The following is a 20,395-nucleotide window of genomic DNA, read 5'->3' on the forward strand; positions in this document are numbered from 1 at the left end:
ATCGTTTGTTGTTGGTTGTAATGTCTGAAATTCATAGTTAAGTATCTGTATATCAATGATTAAATATACAAAAAACTAATAAAACTTCCAAATAAAAGTATAAATAAACCGTCTCTAGTTGTGAGACAGCTTCTTTTAATTATCATACTCATGATTATTCTTCATCAAAATCATCATCTTCATCCTCTAATTCAACTTCTCCAAAATCTAAATCATCAGGATCAGATACATAATCTTCATCGTCTTCAATATCAATTATGTGATTATCCATACTGTCTACTAATTCATCACTAATTTTAACCAAATAAACGGTGTCATCAGTTTTAACTTCAACAGCTTCAACGTATTGACCCTTTGGATTTGTAAATTTAATAACATCCTTAATGCCATATCCATCAGGAAATTTTTCAACCAATAAATTTAATATTTCTGGTGTTAATTTTTTAAAATCTACAATTATTCTATTCATAACAAAATAGTTATTAGGTGATTAAAAAACTGTTTTTTGAAGTGCTTTTTTTTAGTGATGTTCAAATATAAAAAAATATTATTATCTTAAAAATATTTAACACAAATAAGCTGTTTATTTTAAAAAAAAAGCCAATTAAAAATTGACTTTCAAATGTTATAACATTCTTAGATTATTTAGTTCCATTTCGGTTAAATGGCGGTAATGACCTCTAGGTAAATCTTTTTTTGTAAGTCCAGCAAAAATTACACGATCTAATTTAACAACAGTATATCCAAAATTTTCAAATATTCTTCTAACAATTCTATTTCTTCCCGAATGAATTTTAATTCCGATTTCACTTTTCGATTGGTTTGTAATATATGCAATTTCATCAACCCATACTGGCTTCCCTTCTAATACAAAACCTTCGGCTATTTTTTGCAAATCGCTAGCTGCTAATTTTTTATCCAACGAAGCGTGGTACAATTTCTGAATTTTATGCTTCGGGTGTGTTAATTTTTTAGCCATATCACCGTCGTTAGTAAATAACAATAACCCAGTTGTATTTCTGTCTAACCTTCCAACAGGGTATACTCGCTCTTTTGAAGCATTTGCAATTATGTCCATTACAGTTTTTCTTCCTCGTTCATCTTCCATAGTTGTAATGTAATTTTTAGGCTTATTTAGTAGCACATATCTTTTTTTCTCTGGATTTATTAAAGAACCATCAAATTTTATCTCATCGGTTGGCTTCACCATATAACCCATTTCGGTCATAATTTTTCCGTTTACCATAGCGTTACCGGCTTTAATATAAACATCAGCTTCTCTACGAGAACATATTCCTGAATTTGAAATATACTTATTTAATCGAATTCCATCTTCTGTAGAAGTATTCAACTTTTTAACTACAGATTTTTCGGTTTGAGATTTTAATTTTTCTTCTTTACTAATAGGTCTAGCCTTTTTAAAGACAGGTTTATCTTTTGAAGAATTTCTTTTACCCGCAAATTTGTTGGTTGGAGATTTTGAAGGGCTTTTCTTCTCTGGTTGTCGTCCTCTCGACGAGTTTTTATTTGATTTCATTTTTAATATTTTTGCAAAAGTAAATTATTCATTTGGTTATTAGCTAAATAGATTTTTTATTTTAAAAGTAATTTTTCAATTATTACAGTATAATCAATCAATGCTAGACTTAAAACACCTGTTAAAATTATAATTTTTATTAGGATATGGAGCAACACATAATGTCGTTTATTGGTACTAAACCAAAGTAAAACTGCAAAAACACTCAACAACAAAATACTACCATAAAAATAATATCTCATTCCTCCTATTTCGGGATATTTTAAAAGAAAATAAATTGGATTAAATGTAAGAATAACCAAAATCGAAATTAAAATTTTAGTGAAATGCTCTCCATATTTAACAGCTATTGTTTGGTAATTTTGAATAAAATCTCCTTTAATTCGTTGTAAATCCTTAATTAATTCTCTAATTAATAACATAAAAAACAAAAAAGCAGCGTGTGTAAATACTATTTCAGAAAAGTTTTTAAAATATACAAATACCGCAAAAAATGGTAAAATTGTTAAAATTGCAGCGGAAAACAATCCTGTTAACGGATACTTTTTCAATTTATGCGAATAAAACCAAATGGAAAAAATATACACCGAATAAAATAATGCTGCTCTCCATGATACTACTAGACCAAAAATAAAACCCAGAAAATTCAAGAAAAAATAGAACTGCAACTTAAATTTCTGACTAACAATGGCATCAATTTTCGATTTTAAAGGTCTGTTTATTTTATCCGTTTCAACATCATAAAAATTATTGATAATGTACCCCGCAGCAACAACACAAAGCGTAGCAAGTACTATAAAATATAAATTGAGGTCTAATAGGACGTTTCGTAAAGATCTTTCAGGTGCAAAAATAAAAATGGATGCTAAATACTGAGCTATTACAATTAAAAAAATATTATAACCTCTAACCACTGAAAAAAGACTCAGAAGTTTTATATAAATAGGTTTATTTTTTTTAGAATTATTTTTTGCGATTTTAAGTAAATCCATTGGAAGAATTAATTAAACTGTAGAATTTAAGCAATAGCAATTTGACTAAAATCTATAAACCAATTCTAGTTTGTAGTCTTTTAAAATAGTTTTGGTTTTGTCATAATCTTCAGTAAACCCTAATATATAACCACCACCTCCAGAACCACAAAGTTTAAGATAATAGTCATTCGAATCTAAACCATTTTGCCAAATAGCATGAAAAGATTCTGGAATCATTGGTTTAAAATTATCCAAAACAACCTTAGACAACTGTTTTACATTTCCAAACAACGATTTTACGTTTCCGTGAAGAAAATCATCAATACAGGCGTCTGTATGTCTTGCAAAATCTTCATTTAACATTTTTCTGAATCCTTCATTTTTCATTTTATTCATAAAAATGGTAACCATTGGTTCTGTTTCACCAATAGTTTCAGAATCTAATAAGAAAACTGCTCCTTTACCTTCCTTTTGGGAAGGAATACCCGTAGCTTCTAAATTGTCTTTTGAATTAATTAAAATTGGAATACTCAAATAGGAATTAAGTGGATCTAAGCCTGAACTTTTTCCATGGAAAAAAGATTCCATCAAAGAAAATATTTCCTTTAGTTTTAATAATTTATCTCTAGTTAAATTTTCTAAAACAGTAATTTTATCGAGGGCATACTTGTCATAAATCGAAGCAACTAGCGCTCCTGAGCTTCCAACTCCATATCCTTGTGGAATGCTTGAGTCAAAATACATACCCTCTTCAATATCAGCTTTCAACTCTTCCAAACGAAAAACCACCATTTCGGTATCTAAACCAATCAAATAATTATAGAATTTTTCTAAACTTATCGTTGACTTTTTTGCTTCAATAGAATTGTTTTCATCTTTTTTTAGTGCACCTTTATAACAGTTGTATGGTATTGCCAAACCTTTGGAATCTTTGATGATTCCATACTCTCCAAAAAGTAAAATTTTCGCGTAAAAAAGAGGTCCTTTCATTATTTTGAATTAAAAATGAATAGTTAAAAATGAAAAATTATCCTTTTGAAGATTTAACAATGCTAACTAATAATTTCAATATTTCTGATGATTTAATTTTATATTCTTTAAACGTCATTTCATCAATAAAATTAGTTTTAAAAAGAAGTTCTAGCCAATAATCTGTTTCATTTGCTTCCTTTAAACTAATAGACATTTTGTTGATAAAATCTAATTTACTTTGTGCGAATTCTGCTTCCCTAACATTTGCTCCAATTGAAGTTCCAGATTTTAACAATTGTCTTGACATAACAAACTCCTTCTTTGTTTCAGACAAATACTTGAACAATTCAACTATTTCAATAGCAAAAGAAAAACTCTTCTCTTTAATTACATTATCCTTCTTGCTTTCAGTATCCAATTTTTAATTGTTCATTTTTAACTATTAATTGGGTACCCCCATTTCCAATGATGTCGCAAATATAATGTTTTTTATAACAAAATTGAATTAACTCATTTATTATAAAATTGTTAACACTTTCCTTTTCACTTTCAGGAAACAACACATGAACATTAGCACCTGCATCTAAAGTAAAACAAATATTCGCATTTGTTTTTGACCTAAATTCCCAAATTTTATTGATAATTTTCAACGTATTGGGTTTCATTAAAATAAAATAGGGATTGCTTGTCATCATCATTGCGTGTAAACTCAACGCTTCGCTTTCTACAATTTTAATAAATTGTTTTAAATCTCCTTTTTGAATTATTTCTGAAATCTTAGAAATATTGTCGTTCGCCTGTTGAAAACGTTGTTGTGCAAAAGGATGATTGTTCATTAATTGATGTCCAACCGTACTTGAAACTTGCTTTTCATCTTCATCAACTAATAATATAGTATCATGGTAATTTTTAAAGTTCTCGTGAATTTTAAATGGAAACTTCGTTCCAAATAAATTTGAACTTCCTTCAATTTCAGTATGGTTTCCCCAAACAATTAATTCTCCTTCAATACTTCTACACGCACTTCCTGATCCTAAACGTGCCAAAAACGATGCTTTTTTATTAAAATATTCATCTGTCATTTCGGCTCCGTTCAATAACCTTTCCAAACTCATCACACACAAAGCTAAAGCACTCATCCCGCTTGCCGAAGAAGCAATTCCGCTGCTATGAGGAAAAGAATTACGTGATTTTATAATAAAATCATAATCTTTCAAAAAAGGTACATATTGTTCAATTCTTTCGAAGAATTTTTGAATTTTAGGTTTGAAATCTTCTTTCTTTTCACCTTCAAAAAAGATTTCAAAATTAAATTCACTTCCTGTAACAGGTCGTTTTTTCTTCAACCTAAATTCCAAAGTAGTTAACGTAAAACAAGCATCTAACGTAAAACTTATAGAAGCATTCTCAGGAATTTGAGGTTCTTGTTTCCCCCAATATTTTACCAACGCAATATTACTTGGCGTTTTCCAAGTTACGCTTCCATTTGAAGCTTTTGATACATCAAAATTTGATAAAATGAAATCGGTTTCAGTCAAAACAATAATTTTGGCAAAGATAAATGTTTTAGCTAGACATTTTCTAATCTATTGAGCACATCTTTTTTATAACTTCTACTTATTGGAATTACCTTTTTATTAACCTCAATAAATTCATTGGTAAATGAATCAATTTTAGTTTAAATTAAAAATCTTATTTTCAAATTTTGAAAAGAATATCTTTACAAAAAAACTTGAATAGAAAACTAAAACTTATTTGGGATTTCAAAGGTTCTGTTTCACAAAAAACAGCTGAACATCACTGCATTCATTTAAAAGAATTTGCTGTAACTGAAAAACTCCATTTTTATGAAATTGATTTTTCTGTTATTTCAGAAATGCATTCGATTGCTTTTATTGTGGTTGATGAAGCGGATATGAAAACGTATAGAGACGCGCTGAAACCACATAGAGGACAGGTTTCAATTAATAATGAATAATTAATAATTGAAAAGAATAGGGAAAAAGAAAACTTTAATTTTTAACTTTTATGCCAATTCCCCCTTCGGGGGTTAGGGGGCTAACTGAATTTGCCACAATCCAACCACCTGTCCAAGCATTTTGAAAATTAAATCCACCCGTAATAGCATCAATATTCAATACTTCACCAGCAAAAAATAAATTTTTATGCAGTTTGCTTTCAAAACGTTTAAAGTTTATTTCTTTTAAATCGACGCCTCCTGCAGTTACAAATTCATCTTTAAAAGTGCTTTTTCCGTTTACTTTAAAAATACATTGTGTTAGTTGTTTTGCTAAATCTTCCAATTGCTTGTTTGTTAGTTGTGCCCATTGTGAAGTTTCAGAAATTTGAGCAGCTATTACAAATTTTTCCCATAGACGTTTTGAAATTTCTTCAAAAATAGAATGTAAAATAATTTGCTTTTTAGAATTTTTATCTTTTTCCGATTTCAAAAAATCTAATACCTCTTCATACTTTTTAGATAACCAATTCACTTCAATTTCAAACTGATAGTTTTTTTCAAATAATTCGAACGCTCCCCAAGCCGAAAGTTTTAAAATTCCTGATCCGCTTAAACCCCAATGTGTAATTAATAAAGAACCTTGTTCTTCTAATTTTGAATTCAATACTTTTACGGAAGCTTTTGGAACAGAAGTTCCTGGAATAGCTGCCAATCTATTATCTTCAATATTAAACGTAAACAATGAAGGAACTGGCTGAACAATAGTATGCCCTAAATCTGAAATCATATTCCAAACTTTTGCGTTGCTTCCGGAAGCAACCAATAAGTAATCTGCTATAAAATTTTCATTAGCTGTTTTTACAACAAATTTTTCTTCATTTTTTTCAATAGCATCAACTCGTGTACTAGTTTGTTCTTTTACACCTGCATTTTTTGCGGTTTCTAAAAAACAATCTATAATAGTTTGTGATGAATTTGACTCAGGAAAAATGCGATTATCATCTTCAATTTTTAGTGAAACGCCTCTATTCTCAAACCATTCTATTGTATCTCCTGTCATAAATTGATGAAAAGGCCCTAATAGTTCTTTTTTACCTCTTGGGTAAAATTCCACCAATTCTTTTGGAGTAAAACAAGCATTTGTAATATTGCATCGACCACCACCACTCACTTTTACTTTTTGCAACACGTTATTACTTCCTTCCAAAATAATAACATCTAAATCCGAATTTAATTCAGCGGCATTTATAGCAGCAAAATAACCAGCAGCTCCACCTCCAATAATAATAAACTTTTTTGCCATAATTATTGCAAAAATAGCGTTTTATATCCAAATTTTATCGACTGTTAAATCTAACAAAAAAATAAAAAAATAAACTGTTTCATAGATTGTTTAAAATTGATTATTTTTACCATCATTATATTAAATAACAGCTTTACTTTAAATTATATCTTATGAAAAAATTAGTTTTATTTTTATTTCTTTCAGTTTTATTAACTTCAACTACCTATTCTCAAGAAGGTGTAAAATATGGTAAAAAACTTACCTTAAAAGAAAAAACATCCATTTCTGAATTGTATAAAAATCCAAAAAAATACGTTGGCAAAACTGTCCAAGTTGAAGGATTAATAATTAAAGTTTGTGAAAAAAGAGGCTGTTGGATTGATATTGCAAGCGATAAGGAATTTGAAAAAATCAGATTGAAAGTTGAAGATGGTGTTATTGTTTTTCCATTAGAAGAAAAAGGAAAAAAAATTATTGCTGAAGGTGTTTTTGAAGAACTTATTTATACCAAAGAAGATTTAATTGAACAAGGTGAGCATCAAGCGAAAGAATATGGAACCAAGTTTGATCCAAAAACCATTACAAAAGGTAAAACTGAATACCGACTTAAAGGACTTGGAGCTATTGTTAAATAGCTAAACTAAATTCATATTTTTGATGCATTGGAGAAAACTACTACGCATACTGCATAGAGACTTTGGTTATGTTGCTGCTGGGTTAACAATTATATATGCTATTTCTGGTATTGCCGTAAACCATATACAAGATTGGAATCCTAATTATAAAATTGAAAAAACGTTTTTAATTTTAGACTCATTACCAAAAAATGCTACTCAAGAGGAAATAACTAAATTTGTTTTAAAAGCTGTTGGAGAAACTAGAGAAGTAAAAAATACTTATAGATCTTCACCCGATGAATTAGAAATTTTTGTTGAAGGCAATTCTATTTTGGTAAATTATCTTACAAAGGAAGTAAAACAAGAAAAAGTAAATTCTAGATTTTTTTTAAAAGAAACAAACGATTTACATTTAAACAAACCAAAAGGAATATGGACCTATGTTGCTGATATTTTTGCTGTTGCTTTACTATTTTTAGCAATTTCCGGATTATTTTTAATTAAAGGTAAAAATGGCATTAAAGGAAGAGGCTTATGGCTAACATTAATTGGTTTAGTAATTCCGTTATCGTTTTGGCTTTATTATTATTTGTAAAAGATTATAAAATTAAATCTTGATAAGGAATTACCGTTTGAAAACCTTTTTTGTTAAAATATTTTTGGGAATCGCTATTTCCTGATGCTAATATAAAATCGCCCCCCCAAGCTCCTAAGCTTTTTATTTGACCAAAATAATCTGAAAACATTAATTCTTGAATTGGTTTTAACTGAATTGTTTTTGAAACGATTTGTTCGTGTTCAGCTATTAATTTCTCAAATTCTTTTAAATTATTACATATTACAAATGCATCTGTCAAATTCGAAATTTGACTAATTTCTGAAGTTAAATTTCCTTTTAATGTTTTATATCGTTGAATTCCCTCTCGGCTATTTTGCTTTTTGTTTAAATACACAAAAAACAATTGCTCTTTAAATGAAGGATTGAAAGCTGCATTTTTAATAATTGGATTAAATCCGTTATTGGTAAATAGAATTGGATTGTTATTTTGAGCGCATGCTATATCATAACCACTACCTCCAAATGTACTCTCTAATAATTGATATGGATTAATTTTCGCCCAATTCGCTAAATTATTGATTAAGGTTGAAGAAGTTCCCAATCCCCAGTTTTTAGGGAAAGTCAGATTTGTTTTTACAAAAAATCCTTTATTAGAATTTAAAATTGAAGGATTTAACTTTTTAACTTGCAACAATATTTCAAATAAATCTTCTGCCAATGTGCCTTTTCCACCATCTTCTTCCGAATCATAGGTAGCGCTTATAAGTCTTAATTTAGGTAAATCAAAAACAGCTTCTAACCAACATTTCCCTTCATTTGTAAAACTATTCCAAATTAATTGAGGTTCATTAATTGATTCAACAATCATATCTTGCCCACAAGTTGTTGGAACAGCCAATGATTTTGCTCCTTCTAAAACAAAATATTCGCCTGTGAGTAATAATTTTCCATTGCTATAAAATTCTTTCATTATTTCTCGTCAACCAACTTATTGTATGCCTCAACCACAGCATTATGTGTAATGGTTTTGTTTTCAAAATAGTTAATTAAAAATTCTTTTTCTTCCTCACTTGCTCCTAACTGTTTTATAATATTTGTTAAGTGCATTTTCATATGTCCTTTTTGTATTCCTGTTGTTGTAAGTGCTCTTAACGCTGCAAAATTTTGTGCCAAACCGGCAACTGCAATAATTTGCATTAATTCTTTTGCGGGAGGATTTCCTAATAAATTCAACGATAATTTAGATAAAGGGTGTAACGATGTTAATCCACCAACAGTTCCTACCGCCAAAGGGATTTCAATCCAAAATTTGAAGATTCTATTTTCAATAGTTGCATTGGTTAAACTTTTATAAGTTCCGCTTTTAGCAGCGTACGCATGAGCACCTGCTTCTATTGCTCTAAAATCATTTCCTGTTGCAATAACCACTGCATCTATCCCATTCATAACGCCTTTGTTATGGGTTACAGCTCTATGAGGTTCAGCATTCGCAATTTGGATAGCTTGCACAAATTTTTGAGCAAATAATTCAGAATTTTCAGCATATAATTCATCTACTTTACAAGTTACCTCAGCACGTACCAAGCATTCCGGAACATAATTCGATAAAATACTCATTACTATTTGAATATCATCTTTTTCAAACTCATGAGAAATTGCTTCCAAGCAAGAATTTATAAAATTTGCTCCCATACTGTCAGCAGTTTCAAACGTAACATGAAGCTGGTAATAATTCTTTAATTCTGCCGTTTTATCTCTTAATTCAATGCCCAAAATACCGCCTCCACGATTACGCATGTTTTTGGTTATTTCTTCGGTCACTTTATAAAAATTTTCCTTTTTTGAATTGAAATAATTTGTTAATTCCACTTTTTCCCCTTGGTACATAAAATGAACTTGCCCAATTTTTGTAGTTGAAATAACTTCCGCTTTAAATCCTCCTCTAGTACTCCAAAATTTAGCAACTAAGGAAGCCGCAGCAACTACAGAGCTTTCCTCAATAACCATAGGAATTGTATAGTCTCTTCCATTAATTACAAAGTTAGGCGCAATGCCTAAGGGCAAATAAAAGTTGGAAATAGTATTTTCAATAAAATCGTCATGTAAATCTTGTAACACTGGGTTAGAATTCCAGTATTGCATAAACACCTGCTTCACCTTTTGGTTATTTTGAAAATACGTTTCAACCAACCAATCAATTTTTTCAATTTTATTTAATTTTGAAAATCCGTTTATAATTTTAGACATTTGAATTTGTTTAATCTGAAACAAAGATAATTGAATAAAACAAAAATCTCATTACTAACATATTGCTAATTTAATGACTTATTTCAGCTATTTTTTGATTATTTTTTCTTAAACTTGGCACTTAATTATGAATTTACATTTTTAATGAAAAAAGCACTTCTTCTATTTATTGTTTTTACTACACTTGTAACAGCTCAAAAGAAAGAAATTACCATCGAAGAAATTTGGAACGGCACTTTTAGAACCGAAAGAATGAATTCCTTAAACTCAATGAATGGTGATTTTTATACTTTATTAAACACCAATCAACTGTTTCAAAATACCACTATAGATAAATATAGTTATAGCTCTTTGGAAAAAATTGAGACTATTGTTGATAGTAAAGATTTGAATGAAATAGCAAGCTTCGATAGTTATTTGTTTAATAATAATGAAACAAAATTAATTTTAGGAGTTGATTCTGAACCAATTTATCGCCACTCCAGTATTGGATTGTTTTATGTGTTTGACATTGCCTCTAAATCACTGAAACTTATTGATTCAGCTAAAATTCAAGAACCTACTTTTTCTCCCGATAGTAAAAAAGTGGCTTATGTTAAAAATAACAACCTTTTTATTAAAAATTTAGAAACGAATGTTGTTATACCAATAACAAATGATGGGAAAAATAATTTTATTATTAACGGTATTTGCGATTGGGTTTACGAAGAGGAATTTTCTTTTGTGAAGGCTTTTGAATGGAGTAACGATAGTAAAAATATAGCTTTTTTGAAATTTGATGAAACCGAAGTGCCAACTTTTTCTATGGATATTGTTGGAACAGACTTATACCCAAAAGCAGGTGAAAAAAATGCAATTGTAACCCTTCTTATTTTCAATACAGAAAAAAGTAGTACTTCAACCATAAAACTAGGAAATTACGAATATATTCCTAGAATAAAATGGACCAACAAATCCAATTTATTAAGTGTTATTACTTTAAACCGTCATCAAAATAATTTAAATCTATATCTAGTAAATTCAACCGATTTATCTTCTAAAATAATATTGAATGAAGCCGATAAAGCATATGTTGATGTTCACAATAACTTAACTTTTTTAGCCGACAATAGCTTTATTTGGACAAGTGAAAAAGATGGATTTAATCACATTTACCATTATACTGAAAATGGAAAATTATTAAACCAAATTACTAAAGGAAATTGGGAAGTAACTAATTTTTATGGCATTAACGAAAAAACAAAGTCAATTTACTATCAATCCGTTGAAGATGGTTCCATTAATAGAACGGTATATTCCATTAAGTTAAATGGAAAAGACAAAAAACGGTTAACAAATTCTTCTGGAGATAATGATGCTTCATTTAGCAAAAATTTGGGCTATTTTATAAATACTTTTTCTGATATAAATACTCCTCCTATGTATTCACTATATAATGGGAATGGAGTTTTACTGAAAGAAGTTTTAAATAATACTAGGCTTTCAAAAAAACTAGAGGCATATCTCATTTCAAAAAAAGAATTTTTCATTTTAAAAACCGAAAATGGAGAATTTAATGCTTGGATGATAAAGCCTTCGGATTTTGATGCATCTAAAAAGTATCCTCTATTTATGACTCAGTACTCTGGCCCTGGTTCACAATCAGTTAGTAATAGCTGGAATAGTGCAAACGATTATTGGTACCAGCATTTAGTCCAACAAGGGTATATAGTTGTTTGTGTTGATGGAAGAGGAACTGGATTTAAAGGTGCCGAATTTAAAAAATCTACCTATTTAAATTTAGTAAAATACGAGACTATTGATCAAATAGCTGCTGCTAAAGTATTAGCTAAAAGACCTTATATTGATGCCAATGAAATTGGTATTTGGGGGTGGAGCTTTGGTGGACATATGAGTACCAATGCTTTATTAAAAGGTGAAGGTACATTTAAAATGGCAATTGCAGTTGCTCCTGTTACAAGTTGGCGTTTTTATGATTCCGTTTATACTGAACGTTTTTTAAGAACTCCACAAGAAAATCCTACTGGATACGATGAAAATTCACCAATAAACTATGCTCATTTATTGAAAGGAGAATTTTTATTAATCCACGGAAGTGGCGACGATAATGTACACGTGCAAAATTCTATGAGGTTGCAAAACGCCTTAATTGAAGCCAATAAGCCCTTTGATTCTGAAATATATCCAGATAGAACTCACGGCATTTATGAAGGAAAAAATACAAGGATACATTTATTCAATAAAATGACTATTTTTATCAAAGAAAATTTAGGTAAAAAATAAAACAAATAAAAATTATTATAAAAACTATTTAATTTTAATACGAGTAATAATCAGATCAACTAATTTTTAAATAATCATTATGACAGATACACAAATTAAAGTCGGGCATCCAAAAGGACTCTACGTATTATTTATGGCAGAAATGTGGGAACGTTTTTGCTACTATGGTATGAGAGGGTTGTTAACCTTATACCTTATTAAAATTTTATTATATCAAGGTTCAGATTCTTATCTAATTTATGGTGCTTATACTGCATTGGTATATCTTGCCCCTGTTATTGCAGGTAAAATAGCCGACTCCATAATTGGTTATCGAAAAGCAGTAATTTTTGGAGCGCTCTTAATGGCTCTTGGTGAATTTATTATTCTTGGTGGAACTTCTGACGCTTTATTTTGGGGGATGGGCTTTTTAATTGTTGGTAACGGTTATTTTAAAGCAAATATTTCAAGTATTGTTGGAAAATTATATGATGAAGGAGATGAAAGAAGAGATTCTGGTTTTACCATTTTTTACATTGGAATTAATATTGGGGCGCTTTTAGCAACTACTGTTTGTGTTTACGTTGGAGAAACGTATGGGTTTAAATACGGATTTGCATTGGCAGGTTTTGGAATGTTATTAGGCTTATTATTTTTCTTATTAGGACAAAAACATTTTATTGAAAAAGCATTGCCTCCATTTCCTGAAAAATTAAAAGAAAAAGTACTTGGCTTTTTACCTAGAGAATATGCTGTTTATATCGTTTCTATTATGGTTGTTCCTGGTATTTACTATTTGGTGAATCACAATTCATTAGTTGGATATTTACTTGCGTTTGTAGCACTTGGAGCAATTATATATTTACTTATTGAAGGTGCTAAGGGAGGAAAAGTTTTAATGGATAGAATGATTTTATTCATTATTTTATGCGTATTAAATATTGTGTTTTGGGCTTTATTTGAACAAGCTGGAACTTCTTTGACAGTTTTTGCTGATACAAACGTAGATAGAAATATTTTAGGTTTCGAAATGACTGCTGGTAATACTCAGTTTTTCAACCCTCTGTTTATCATTTTATTTGGTTCTATTTTCTCAATGATGTGGATTAAATTATCAAAAATAGGAATGAATCCTTCTATTCCAATGAAATTTGGTTTAGGTATTATTCAACTTGGACTTGGATATTTAGTTGTTTTATTAGGAAATGAATTTGCCGTTGAATATAGAGTTCCAATTTGGACCTTAGCTTTTTTATATATGTTACACACCACTGGAGAATTATTCATTTCACCTATTGGATTATCTATGGTTACCAAATTAGCACCATCCCATTTAACAGGTACGTTAATGGGTGTTTGGTTCTTGTCTTTCGCTGGTTCCAATTATGTAGCTGGTTTTTTAGCAACTTTAACTGGATCTGGTCATGGAGAAAATGGTGTTGAATTAACTGCAGCAGAAAGTTTAGCAAATTATATTGATGTGTACAGCACCATGGGTTATGCTGCTATAGGAATTGGAGTATTGCTCTGTTTGGCTTCCCCTATGCTGAACAAATTACTTCACGGAATTAAATAATAATGAATAAATTATAACTATCATATAAATGAGTACAGATAAAAAATCTTTTTTTGGCGTAATGAAGTCTTATAACAAGACTTTTTGGGTTGCAAGTGGAATGGAATTATTTGAACGTTGGGCATGGTATGGTTTATTTGCTGTTCTGGCATTATACCTAACAGGTTCAACAGATGAAGGGGGATTAGGATTTTCACATACCGAAAAAGGTCAAATAATGGGTATTGTAACAGCAATATTATACCTTTTACCAATGATTACAGGAGTAATTGCAGATAAAATCGGTTATAAACGCTCCTTAATAATTGCCTATGTTTTATTAATATCAGGTTACTATTTAATGGGTGAAGTATCTAGTTACACACAAGTATTTTTAGTGTTTCTGTGGGTTGCTGTAGGTGCTGCAATGTTTAAACCAGTTGCATCAGCAATTATTTCAAAAAACACAGATGAATCTAATTCAACATTGGGTTTTGGAATTTTTTATATGATGGTAAATATTGGTGGTTTTATAGGGCCAATGTTTTCTTCGACATTAAGAACTCAATTTGGCTGGAAAATAATTTTCTTACAAGCAGCCATTGTAATTGCAATCAACTTAGTTATTTTATTACTTTTTTACAAAGAAAAAGACAGAATAAAAAGTAATGACACCATAGGAGAAGCAATTCTAGGTTCCTTAAAAAATATGTGGGAAGCGGTGAAAGATAGTCGTTTATCCGTTTTATTGGTTATTATGGTTGGTTTTTGGACCATGTTCAACCAACTTTTTTACACGTTGCCAACATTTATTGAAGATTGGGTAGATACCATCGCATTACACAACTCCATTGCCGAAGTTTCTCCCTGGTTAGCAAGTTTAATGAGTGGTGGTGGAACTTCTGTAAATCCAGAAATGTTAATTAATATAGACGCTGGAGCCATTATTTTATTTCAACTTATTGTTTCTTATTTTGTTTTGAGAATGCGCCATGTTAGTGCAATGATTACCGGATTTATTATTGCATCAATTGGTATTGGAATCACATTCTATACAGGTAATGGTTTTTATACCATTTTAGGAATTGTTATTTTTGCTATAGGTGAAATGATGACTAATCCAACATTCTCGTCATTTATTGCTTTAATTTCTCCGAAAGGAAAAGAAGCCCTTTATATGGGTACTTACTTTTTACCAATTTTCTTAGGTAATTTTTTAACCACATTTATCTCAGGAAATTTATATCAGGCTTGGTCGGATAAATTGAGTTTATTACAATCTGAAATGACAACAAGGGGAATTGATATGCCTGAAATTACCAAGGAATTTACAAAGAACGATTATTTTACAACAGCTTCAGAAAAATTAGGTATGACCCAGGTTGAAATGACTCAAATGGTATGGGATACGTATCATCCAAATAAAATATGGTATGTTATTGTTGCCATTGGTATTGTTACTATTATTGCCTTAACTATTTACGACAGATTAGTAATTCGACCTAAAGAAGCAGCAGCAAAAGCTGATTAATTTATTGAAATTCAAAATTTATGAATACATCCTCAAATGATTTTTTTAAATCACAAGTCTTAGGTCATCCTTCTGGACTGTTTGTGTTATTTTTTACTGAAATGTGGGAACGTTTTTCATTTTATGGAATGCGCGCCTTATTAGTATTATTTTTAGTTAGTTCTTTAGGTATTGGTGGTTGGGATTGGCCACGTGAAAATGCATTAGCACTTTATGGTACCTACTTGGCTTTACTATATTTAACTCCTATTATTGGAGGAACATTAGCCGATAAATATTTAGGAAACAGAAAAGCAATAATTATTGGAGCACTTATTATGACTTTGGGTCATGTGAGTATGGCAATTGAATCGAGTCCAATTTTTTTATATTTAGGGTTAGGTTTATTGGTTGTTGGAACTGGGTTTTTTAAACCTAATATGACTTCGTTTATTTCTGTTCTTTACAAAGATTTTCCAGAAAAAAAAGATGGTGCTTATACTATTTTTTATATGGGTGTAAATGCAGGTGCCTTTTTAGGGATTATGCTTTGTGGTTATATGGGAGAAATACTTGGTTGGAGTTGGGGATTTGGATTGGCTGGTATTTTTATGCTGTTAGGTTTATTACAATTTACATTAGCTCAGGGTATTTTTGGTGATGTTGGAAATAAACCAAATAATGAAGATAAAAGCATTGAAACAGATAATCATACTAAAATTGAAGATAAATTAAATCCGTTTACTTTAGTCGATAAAATACTTGTAGTTATTGTAGCTGTTGCAGGATTAACTTGGATTATTAATGATCCTTTTTCAAAAATAGCTAACTTTAATGTGCTAAGTTTTGGTGGTATTGATTTCTCAAACTACACAATTCTAATTACTTTAATTTTATTTTTATACTTATTAGGATCGAGAATTGTTAGGTACAGTACAATTACAAGAGACAAAATGATTGCCGTTGTAATTTTAGCCTTTTTTATTATTTTCTTTTGGGCTTCTTTTGAACAAGCAGGTGGTTCTATGAGTATTTTCGCAAAAGATTACACAAGCAGAATTTTATCAGGTAATTCAGCACTTATTTTTAACATTGTAGATGTTATTATTACAGTTGTACCAATTGCTATTATTACTTGGGTGCTATTTTTACTTTTTAAACAAACATTTAAAAAATATTTTTTCTCGAATTTAATTTTAGGTTTTAGTTTTATTATTATCTGGGGGTTGATTATTTGGAAAATTAACAACAACTTTAATACGTATTCTTATGAAGTATCCTATGCAACTTATAAGATAACATCTATAAATGATAAAGGAGAAGAAGTCGTAAAAGAATTACCAATAACTGCCAATACGGAAGTGCCAGAAGGGGCAATTTTAAGTGAAGGAATCACAGTAATAAGATCTAGTTCAGAATTTTTAAAAAGCGATAATATTTCTATTTTAGACCTTGATAAAAAAGGCGTTAATTTTAAGTACTTAACTATCGATCAAGCTAATGCTATTAACAATAATATTCCTGCTACAATTATTCAAAAAAAGGAAAATGAAATTCAAATTCCAGCAACTTGGTTTTTAATTTTAAACTCCTTATTTATCATTGCTTTTGCTCCATTATTTTCTAAATGGTGGGAAAGTAAATACAATCCTAATCCAGCAGCAAAATACGCAATAGGGTTGTTTTTCTTAGCCATTGGATTTGCCTTTTTAGCCTATGGTTCATCAGGAATTCCTCAAGGAGCAAAAACCGCTTCGGTAAGTATTGTTTGGTTAATTATGGCATTTTTGTTTCATACTTTAGGAGAACTTTGTGTATCACCCGTTGGATTGTCCTATGTTAGTAAATTAGTTCCACCAAGAATGATTGCTTTTATGTTCGGAGTTTGGTATTTAGCACTTGCTATTGGTAATAAAACTTCTGGAAAAATGGGCGCAATGATCGATGTAATTACAACAAAATATGACATTTCAACATTCTTTTTAATATTTACATTTGTTCCAATTGTTATTGGTATTATTGCGTTATCCCTAACTCCAGTATTAAAAAAATTAATGCATGGTGTTAAATAATTTAAAATAAAATGTAATTTTGGCAATGTTATTGCGACAAGTGTTTTATAAAAAATAAAATTATGAGATTAATATTTGCAATTGGTTTTGCTTTTTTTACCACATTCAGTTTTGCACAAGAAATAAAATGGATGACGTTTGAAGATGCCCAAAAAGCCCAAAAAAAAGTTCCTAAGAAAATTTTTGTTGATGCCTACACTGTATGGTGTGGTCCATGTAAAATGTTAGATAAGAATACCTTTAGTAATAAGGATGTTGCGTCTTACATCAATAAAAATTATTATCCTGTTAAGTTTAATGCTGAGGGAAATGCTATAGTTTATTATAAAGGAAAAAAATATACTAATCCCAATTTTAACTCTAGTTCAACTGGTAGAAATAGTCCACATGAACTATCAGGTATATTAGGAATTAGGGCGTACCCTACGCTTCTATTTTTAGATGAAGAAGCAAATTTGATTTCTCCATTAACAGGTTATAGGACTCCAACACAATTAGAGATATTTTTAAAAATGTTTAATACAGATGCCCATAAAAATTTAACAACACAAGCAGCGTGGGAAGATTATTCATCTAAATTTAAATACGAATTTAAAGATTAGTTTATTTAATACTGAAAAATAAAAGCTCCTTTTTGCATAGTACTGTGAAAAGGAGTTTTGTTTTTTAAACAAGTTTGCTCCCAACTCTCACTATAGCTTTTATAATTACTTCCATCTGCTATTATAATTTTTGGTTTATATGTTTTCAACAATCTTTCCAAATTAATTTTAGGCGATTTTTGAAGTAATAAAATTGTAGATGAATTTATATTTCCAACTTCATTGGCATCATTTATTACAACTACCTTAGTTTCACCAAAAACAAAAGAATTGCTCATAGAAGGCAGTTTTTCAATATCTTTAACACCAATCCCTAACAAATAGGAATCAATTTCATATCGTTTTTCAATTATGATATCGGAACTCATTAATTGAATATTATTCCCATTTCTTCCTATTATCAAAGATGCTTTATTTTTGTGAAAAATGATTAATTCATTGGATACTTCCAAGTTATATTTTTCATAAAACAAAATGCTTTGAAATATTAAAACACTTATGCAAAAAATTAAAAATCTTACATACTTTTTTACTTCAACCCATTTAAAAAAACTTATAATTATCAAATAAGAAGTAATGGTTATTGCAAAACTTATTGAAATATTGGTTATTACAAATTGTTCATGACTGGCAACCCATTCAATAAAAAAATTCATTTTTTGAAGTATTATTCTCAATAACTCGCCAAGCCAAAAAGGTAAAAAATTAAGCATAGCTAATACAATAACTAACAATCCAAGACCCAAAACAAAGCCTAAAAAAGGGATTACAACCAAATTTGAAACAAAAAACAACCCAGGGAACTGATGAAAATATAACAAACTCAGTGGTAAAACACCCATTTGAGCGGCAACAGATACGGTTAGTAATTGCCAAACTTTTTTTGTTAACCAAAACCTTGGATACCATAATTCCATTAATTTTGGCTGAATCCATACAATTGAAAAAACCGCTATATAGCTCATTTGAAAACCAATTTCAAATAAATAAAATGGGTTAATTAGTAACAAAATAAACATAGATACCACCAACGTATTATAAACATTTGTTGGCCTATTTAATTGCATCCCTATGGCAAGTGCTGTAAACATTGTAACAGCCCTAACAACAGAAGCCGATAAACCCGCAATTAAAGCATACATCCATAATAATATAACAACAGCAATTACTGCATATGTTTTTCCATTTTTAAAAGAATGTAATGGTCTAAAAAGAAAATTTAAAATAAGCAATAGTAACCCTACATGTAACCCTGAGACTGCCAATATATGAATAGCACCTGACTTGGAATAATCTTGCAATAATTCGTCAGATATTGTAGTTTTTTCACCTAACAGTAAGGCGCTAATCACAGCCAATTCATTATTTTTAAAACCATTTTTGGCAAGTTTTTTTATAATAGTTTCTCTAAATTTTCCAACTGAAGAAAGAGTTTTTTCACTCTTATAATTTAAAGGAATTAAATTTGAAAACTCTGTATAAACCTGATGATGAATTTGCTGATTTTTTAAATATTTTTTATAATTAAAACCAAAAGGATTTTTTAGCTCTGGAATTTTGTTAAATTTAGCATTTAGATTATAATTTGATCCAATTTCCAATTCATTTTTATGGAGGTTAATTTTAACCAAAAGTAATATCCTTCCTTTAGCCTTTTCTGTTCCTATGGCACTAATTTCAGCTTCATATTTATAATAATTTGCATTTGATTTTAACTTTTTAGCTATCCAAAATGAACTAGAAACATTTTCATTTTTAGAAAAATTATTATTATTTGTGTAATGACTCCTTTGGTTTATTTGATTTTTAAAAACAACTGCTGAGATTCCTATAAAAAAGAAACATATAAAAAATCCGAAAATAAAAATATTAGAAGTTATTTTTTCTTGTTCAGAAACATAAAATACCACTGAAAATATAATTACAATTGCAATAGCAACAATTGCAATAACCTTTGGGGAAAACTGATAGTAATTACCAACCAGAATTCCTAAAATTAAAAAAAAGGTAAGTGAAACTGGAATAAATTTCAATAATCTTCTCATAGCTTTGTAAAGCTACAAAAAATATAATTCAACATAACCAAAATTTTCTTTTAAGGAAATAAGTAATAAGAATAAAATAATGTCGTATTTTATTGCGTATATATAATAATTTTCGTATATTTATCTCATTATGAGATATATAACACTTAAAAATGAAGAGATTGAGGTATTGGAATACCTTCATCGGAATAGCCCTAA

Annotated in this window: 18 protein-coding genes; 8 read left to right on the forward strand and 10 right to left on the reverse strand. The window is 29.5% G+C overall.

What is annotated here, in order from left to right:
• Nucleotides 1-154 precede the first annotated feature (154 nt).
• The 6 genes from Q8S45_RS09045 to Q8S45_RS09070 form a co-directional block, all read right to left on the reverse strand.
• Entirely contained in the window at nucleotides 155-469 is a 315-nt protein-coding gene (locus Q8S45_RS09045; RefSeq protein ID WP_305603928.1) for a hypothetical protein, read from the reverse strand.
• A gap of 156 nt (nucleotides 470-625) precedes the next feature.
• Entirely contained in the window at nucleotides 626-1,537 is a 912-nt protein-coding gene (locus tag Q8S45_RS09050; protein ID WP_305603931.1) for a pseudouridine synthase, read from the reverse strand.
• Between the two features lie 56 nt (nucleotides 1,538-1,593).
• The gene (locus Q8S45_RS09055; RefSeq protein ID WP_305603932.1) at nucleotides 1,594-2,529 is read right to left on the reverse strand and encodes a geranylgeranylglycerol-phosphate geranylgeranyltransferase; all 936 of its coding nucleotides are present in this window, start codon (nucleotides 2,527-2,529) and stop codon (nucleotides 1,594-1,596) included.
• 45 nt (nucleotides 2,530-2,574) lie between these two features.
• On the reverse strand, nucleotides 2,575-3,501 hold the full coding sequence (locus Q8S45_RS09060) for a mevalonate kinase (protein ID WP_305603934.1): 927 nt from the start codon (nucleotides 3,499-3,501) through the stop codon (nucleotides 2,575-2,577).
• 37 nt (nucleotides 3,502-3,538) lie between these two features.
• The gene (locus Q8S45_RS09065; protein WP_305603936.1) at nucleotides 3,539-3,901 is read right to left on the reverse strand and encodes a four helix bundle protein; all 363 of its coding nucleotides are present in this window, start codon (nucleotides 3,899-3,901) and stop codon (nucleotides 3,539-3,541) included.
• Nucleotides 3,891-5,021 carry a diphosphomevalonate/mevalonate 3,5-bisphosphate decarboxylase family protein gene (locus Q8S45_RS09070; RefSeq protein WP_305603938.1) on the reverse strand — a complete coding sequence of 377 codons (1,131 nt, stop codon included), beginning with the start codon at nucleotides 5,019-5,021 and terminating at the stop codon, nucleotides 3,891-3,893. Before Q8S45_RS09070 ends, Q8S45_RS09065 begins: the two co-directional genes overlap by 11 nt.
• 194 nt (nucleotides 5,022-5,215) lie before the next feature.
• Here Q8S45_RS09070 and Q8S45_RS09075 point away from each other — a divergent pair, with 194 nt between their 5' ends.
• Nucleotides 5,216-5,461 carry a hypothetical protein gene (locus tag Q8S45_RS09075; protein WP_305603940.1) on the forward strand — a complete coding sequence of 82 codons (246 nt, stop codon included), beginning with the start codon at nucleotides 5,216-5,218 and terminating at the stop codon, nucleotides 5,459-5,461.
• 34 nt (nucleotides 5,462-5,495) lie between these two features.
• On the opposite strand, the gene Q8S45_RS09080 is transcribed toward Q8S45_RS09075, so the two are convergent.
• Complete coding sequence (locus Q8S45_RS09080) at nucleotides 5,496-6,746, reverse strand: NAD(P)/FAD-dependent oxidoreductase (protein WP_305603942.1); 1,251 nt, start codon at nucleotides 6,744-6,746, stop codon at nucleotides 5,496-5,498.
• A gap of 152 nt (nucleotides 6,747-6,898) precedes the next feature.
• Between Q8S45_RS09080 and Q8S45_RS09085 the strand changes: the two genes are divergently transcribed.
• Nucleotides 6,899-7,363 carry a DUF4920 domain-containing protein gene (locus Q8S45_RS09085; RefSeq protein WP_305603944.1) on the forward strand — a complete coding sequence of 155 codons (465 nt, stop codon included), beginning with the start codon at nucleotides 6,899-6,901 and terminating at the stop codon, nucleotides 7,361-7,363.
• Nucleotides 7,364-7,385: 22 nt separating this feature from the next.
• A complete protein-coding gene (locus Q8S45_RS09090) occupies nucleotides 7,386-7,940 on the forward strand; it encodes a PepSY-associated TM helix domain-containing protein (RefSeq protein WP_305603946.1) in 555 nt (184 codons plus the stop codon).
• Nucleotides 7,941-7,944: 4 nt separating this feature from the next.
• Here Q8S45_RS09090 and Q8S45_RS09095 read toward each other — a convergent pair whose 3' ends face one another.
• Complete coding sequence (locus Q8S45_RS09095) at nucleotides 7,945-8,874, reverse strand: GYDIA family GHMP kinase (protein WP_305603948.1); 930 nt, start codon at nucleotides 8,872-8,874, stop codon at nucleotides 7,945-7,947.
• A complete protein-coding gene (locus Q8S45_RS09100) occupies nucleotides 8,874-10,151 on the reverse strand; it encodes a hydroxymethylglutaryl-CoA reductase, degradative (protein WP_371133006.1) in 1,278 nt (425 codons plus the stop codon). The genes Q8S45_RS09095 and Q8S45_RS09100 overlap by 1 nt, the downstream gene beginning before the upstream one ends.
• Before the next feature lie 144 nt (nucleotides 10,152-10,295).
• Here Q8S45_RS09100 and Q8S45_RS09105 point away from each other — a divergent pair, with 144 nt between their 5' ends.
• The 5 genes from Q8S45_RS09105 to Q8S45_RS09125 all read left to right on the forward strand — a co-directional run bounded on the left by Q8S45_RS09105 (nucleotide 10,296) and on the right by Q8S45_RS09125 (nucleotide 18,152).
• The gene (locus Q8S45_RS09105) at nucleotides 10,296-12,434 is read left to right on the forward strand and encodes a S9 family peptidase (protein WP_305603950.1); all 2,139 of its coding nucleotides are present in this window, start codon (nucleotides 10,296-10,298) and stop codon (nucleotides 12,432-12,434) included.
• 79 nt (nucleotides 12,435-12,513) lie between these two features.
• A complete protein-coding gene (locus tag Q8S45_RS09110; protein WP_305603952.1) occupies nucleotides 12,514-13,989 on the forward strand; it encodes a peptide MFS transporter in 1,476 nt (491 codons plus the stop codon).
• Nucleotides 13,990-14,017: 28 nt separating this feature from the next.
• On the forward strand, nucleotides 14,018-15,499 hold the full coding sequence (locus Q8S45_RS09115; protein ID WP_305603954.1) for an MFS transporter: 1,482 nt from the start codon (nucleotides 14,018-14,020) through the stop codon (nucleotides 15,497-15,499).
• A 20-nt stretch (nucleotides 15,500-15,519) separates the two neighbouring features.
• Nucleotides 15,520-17,550 carry a peptide MFS transporter gene (locus Q8S45_RS09120; protein WP_305603957.1) on the forward strand — a complete coding sequence of 677 codons (2,031 nt, stop codon included), beginning with the start codon at nucleotides 15,520-15,522 and terminating at the stop codon, nucleotides 17,548-17,550.
• A gap of 62 nt (nucleotides 17,551-17,612) precedes the next feature.
• Complete coding sequence (locus Q8S45_RS09125) at nucleotides 17,613-18,152, forward strand: thioredoxin family protein (RefSeq protein WP_305603958.1); 540 nt, start codon at nucleotides 17,613-17,615, stop codon at nucleotides 18,150-18,152.
• Nucleotides 18,153-18,157: 5 nt separating this feature from the next.
• On the opposite strand, the gene Q8S45_RS09130 is transcribed toward Q8S45_RS09125, so the two are convergent.
• Nucleotides 18,158-20,197 (reverse strand): ComEC/Rec2 family competence protein, encoded by a 2,040-nt coding sequence (locus Q8S45_RS09130; RefSeq protein WP_305603959.1) that lies wholly within the window; start codon nucleotides 20,195-20,197, stop codon nucleotides 18,158-18,160.
• Nucleotides 20,198-20,395: the final 198 nt, after the last annotated feature.

It is taken from the genome of Lutibacter sp., assembly GCF_030692605.1.
Classification (GTDB): Bacteria; Bacteroidota; Bacteroidia; order Flavobacteriales; family Flavobacteriaceae; genus Lutibacter.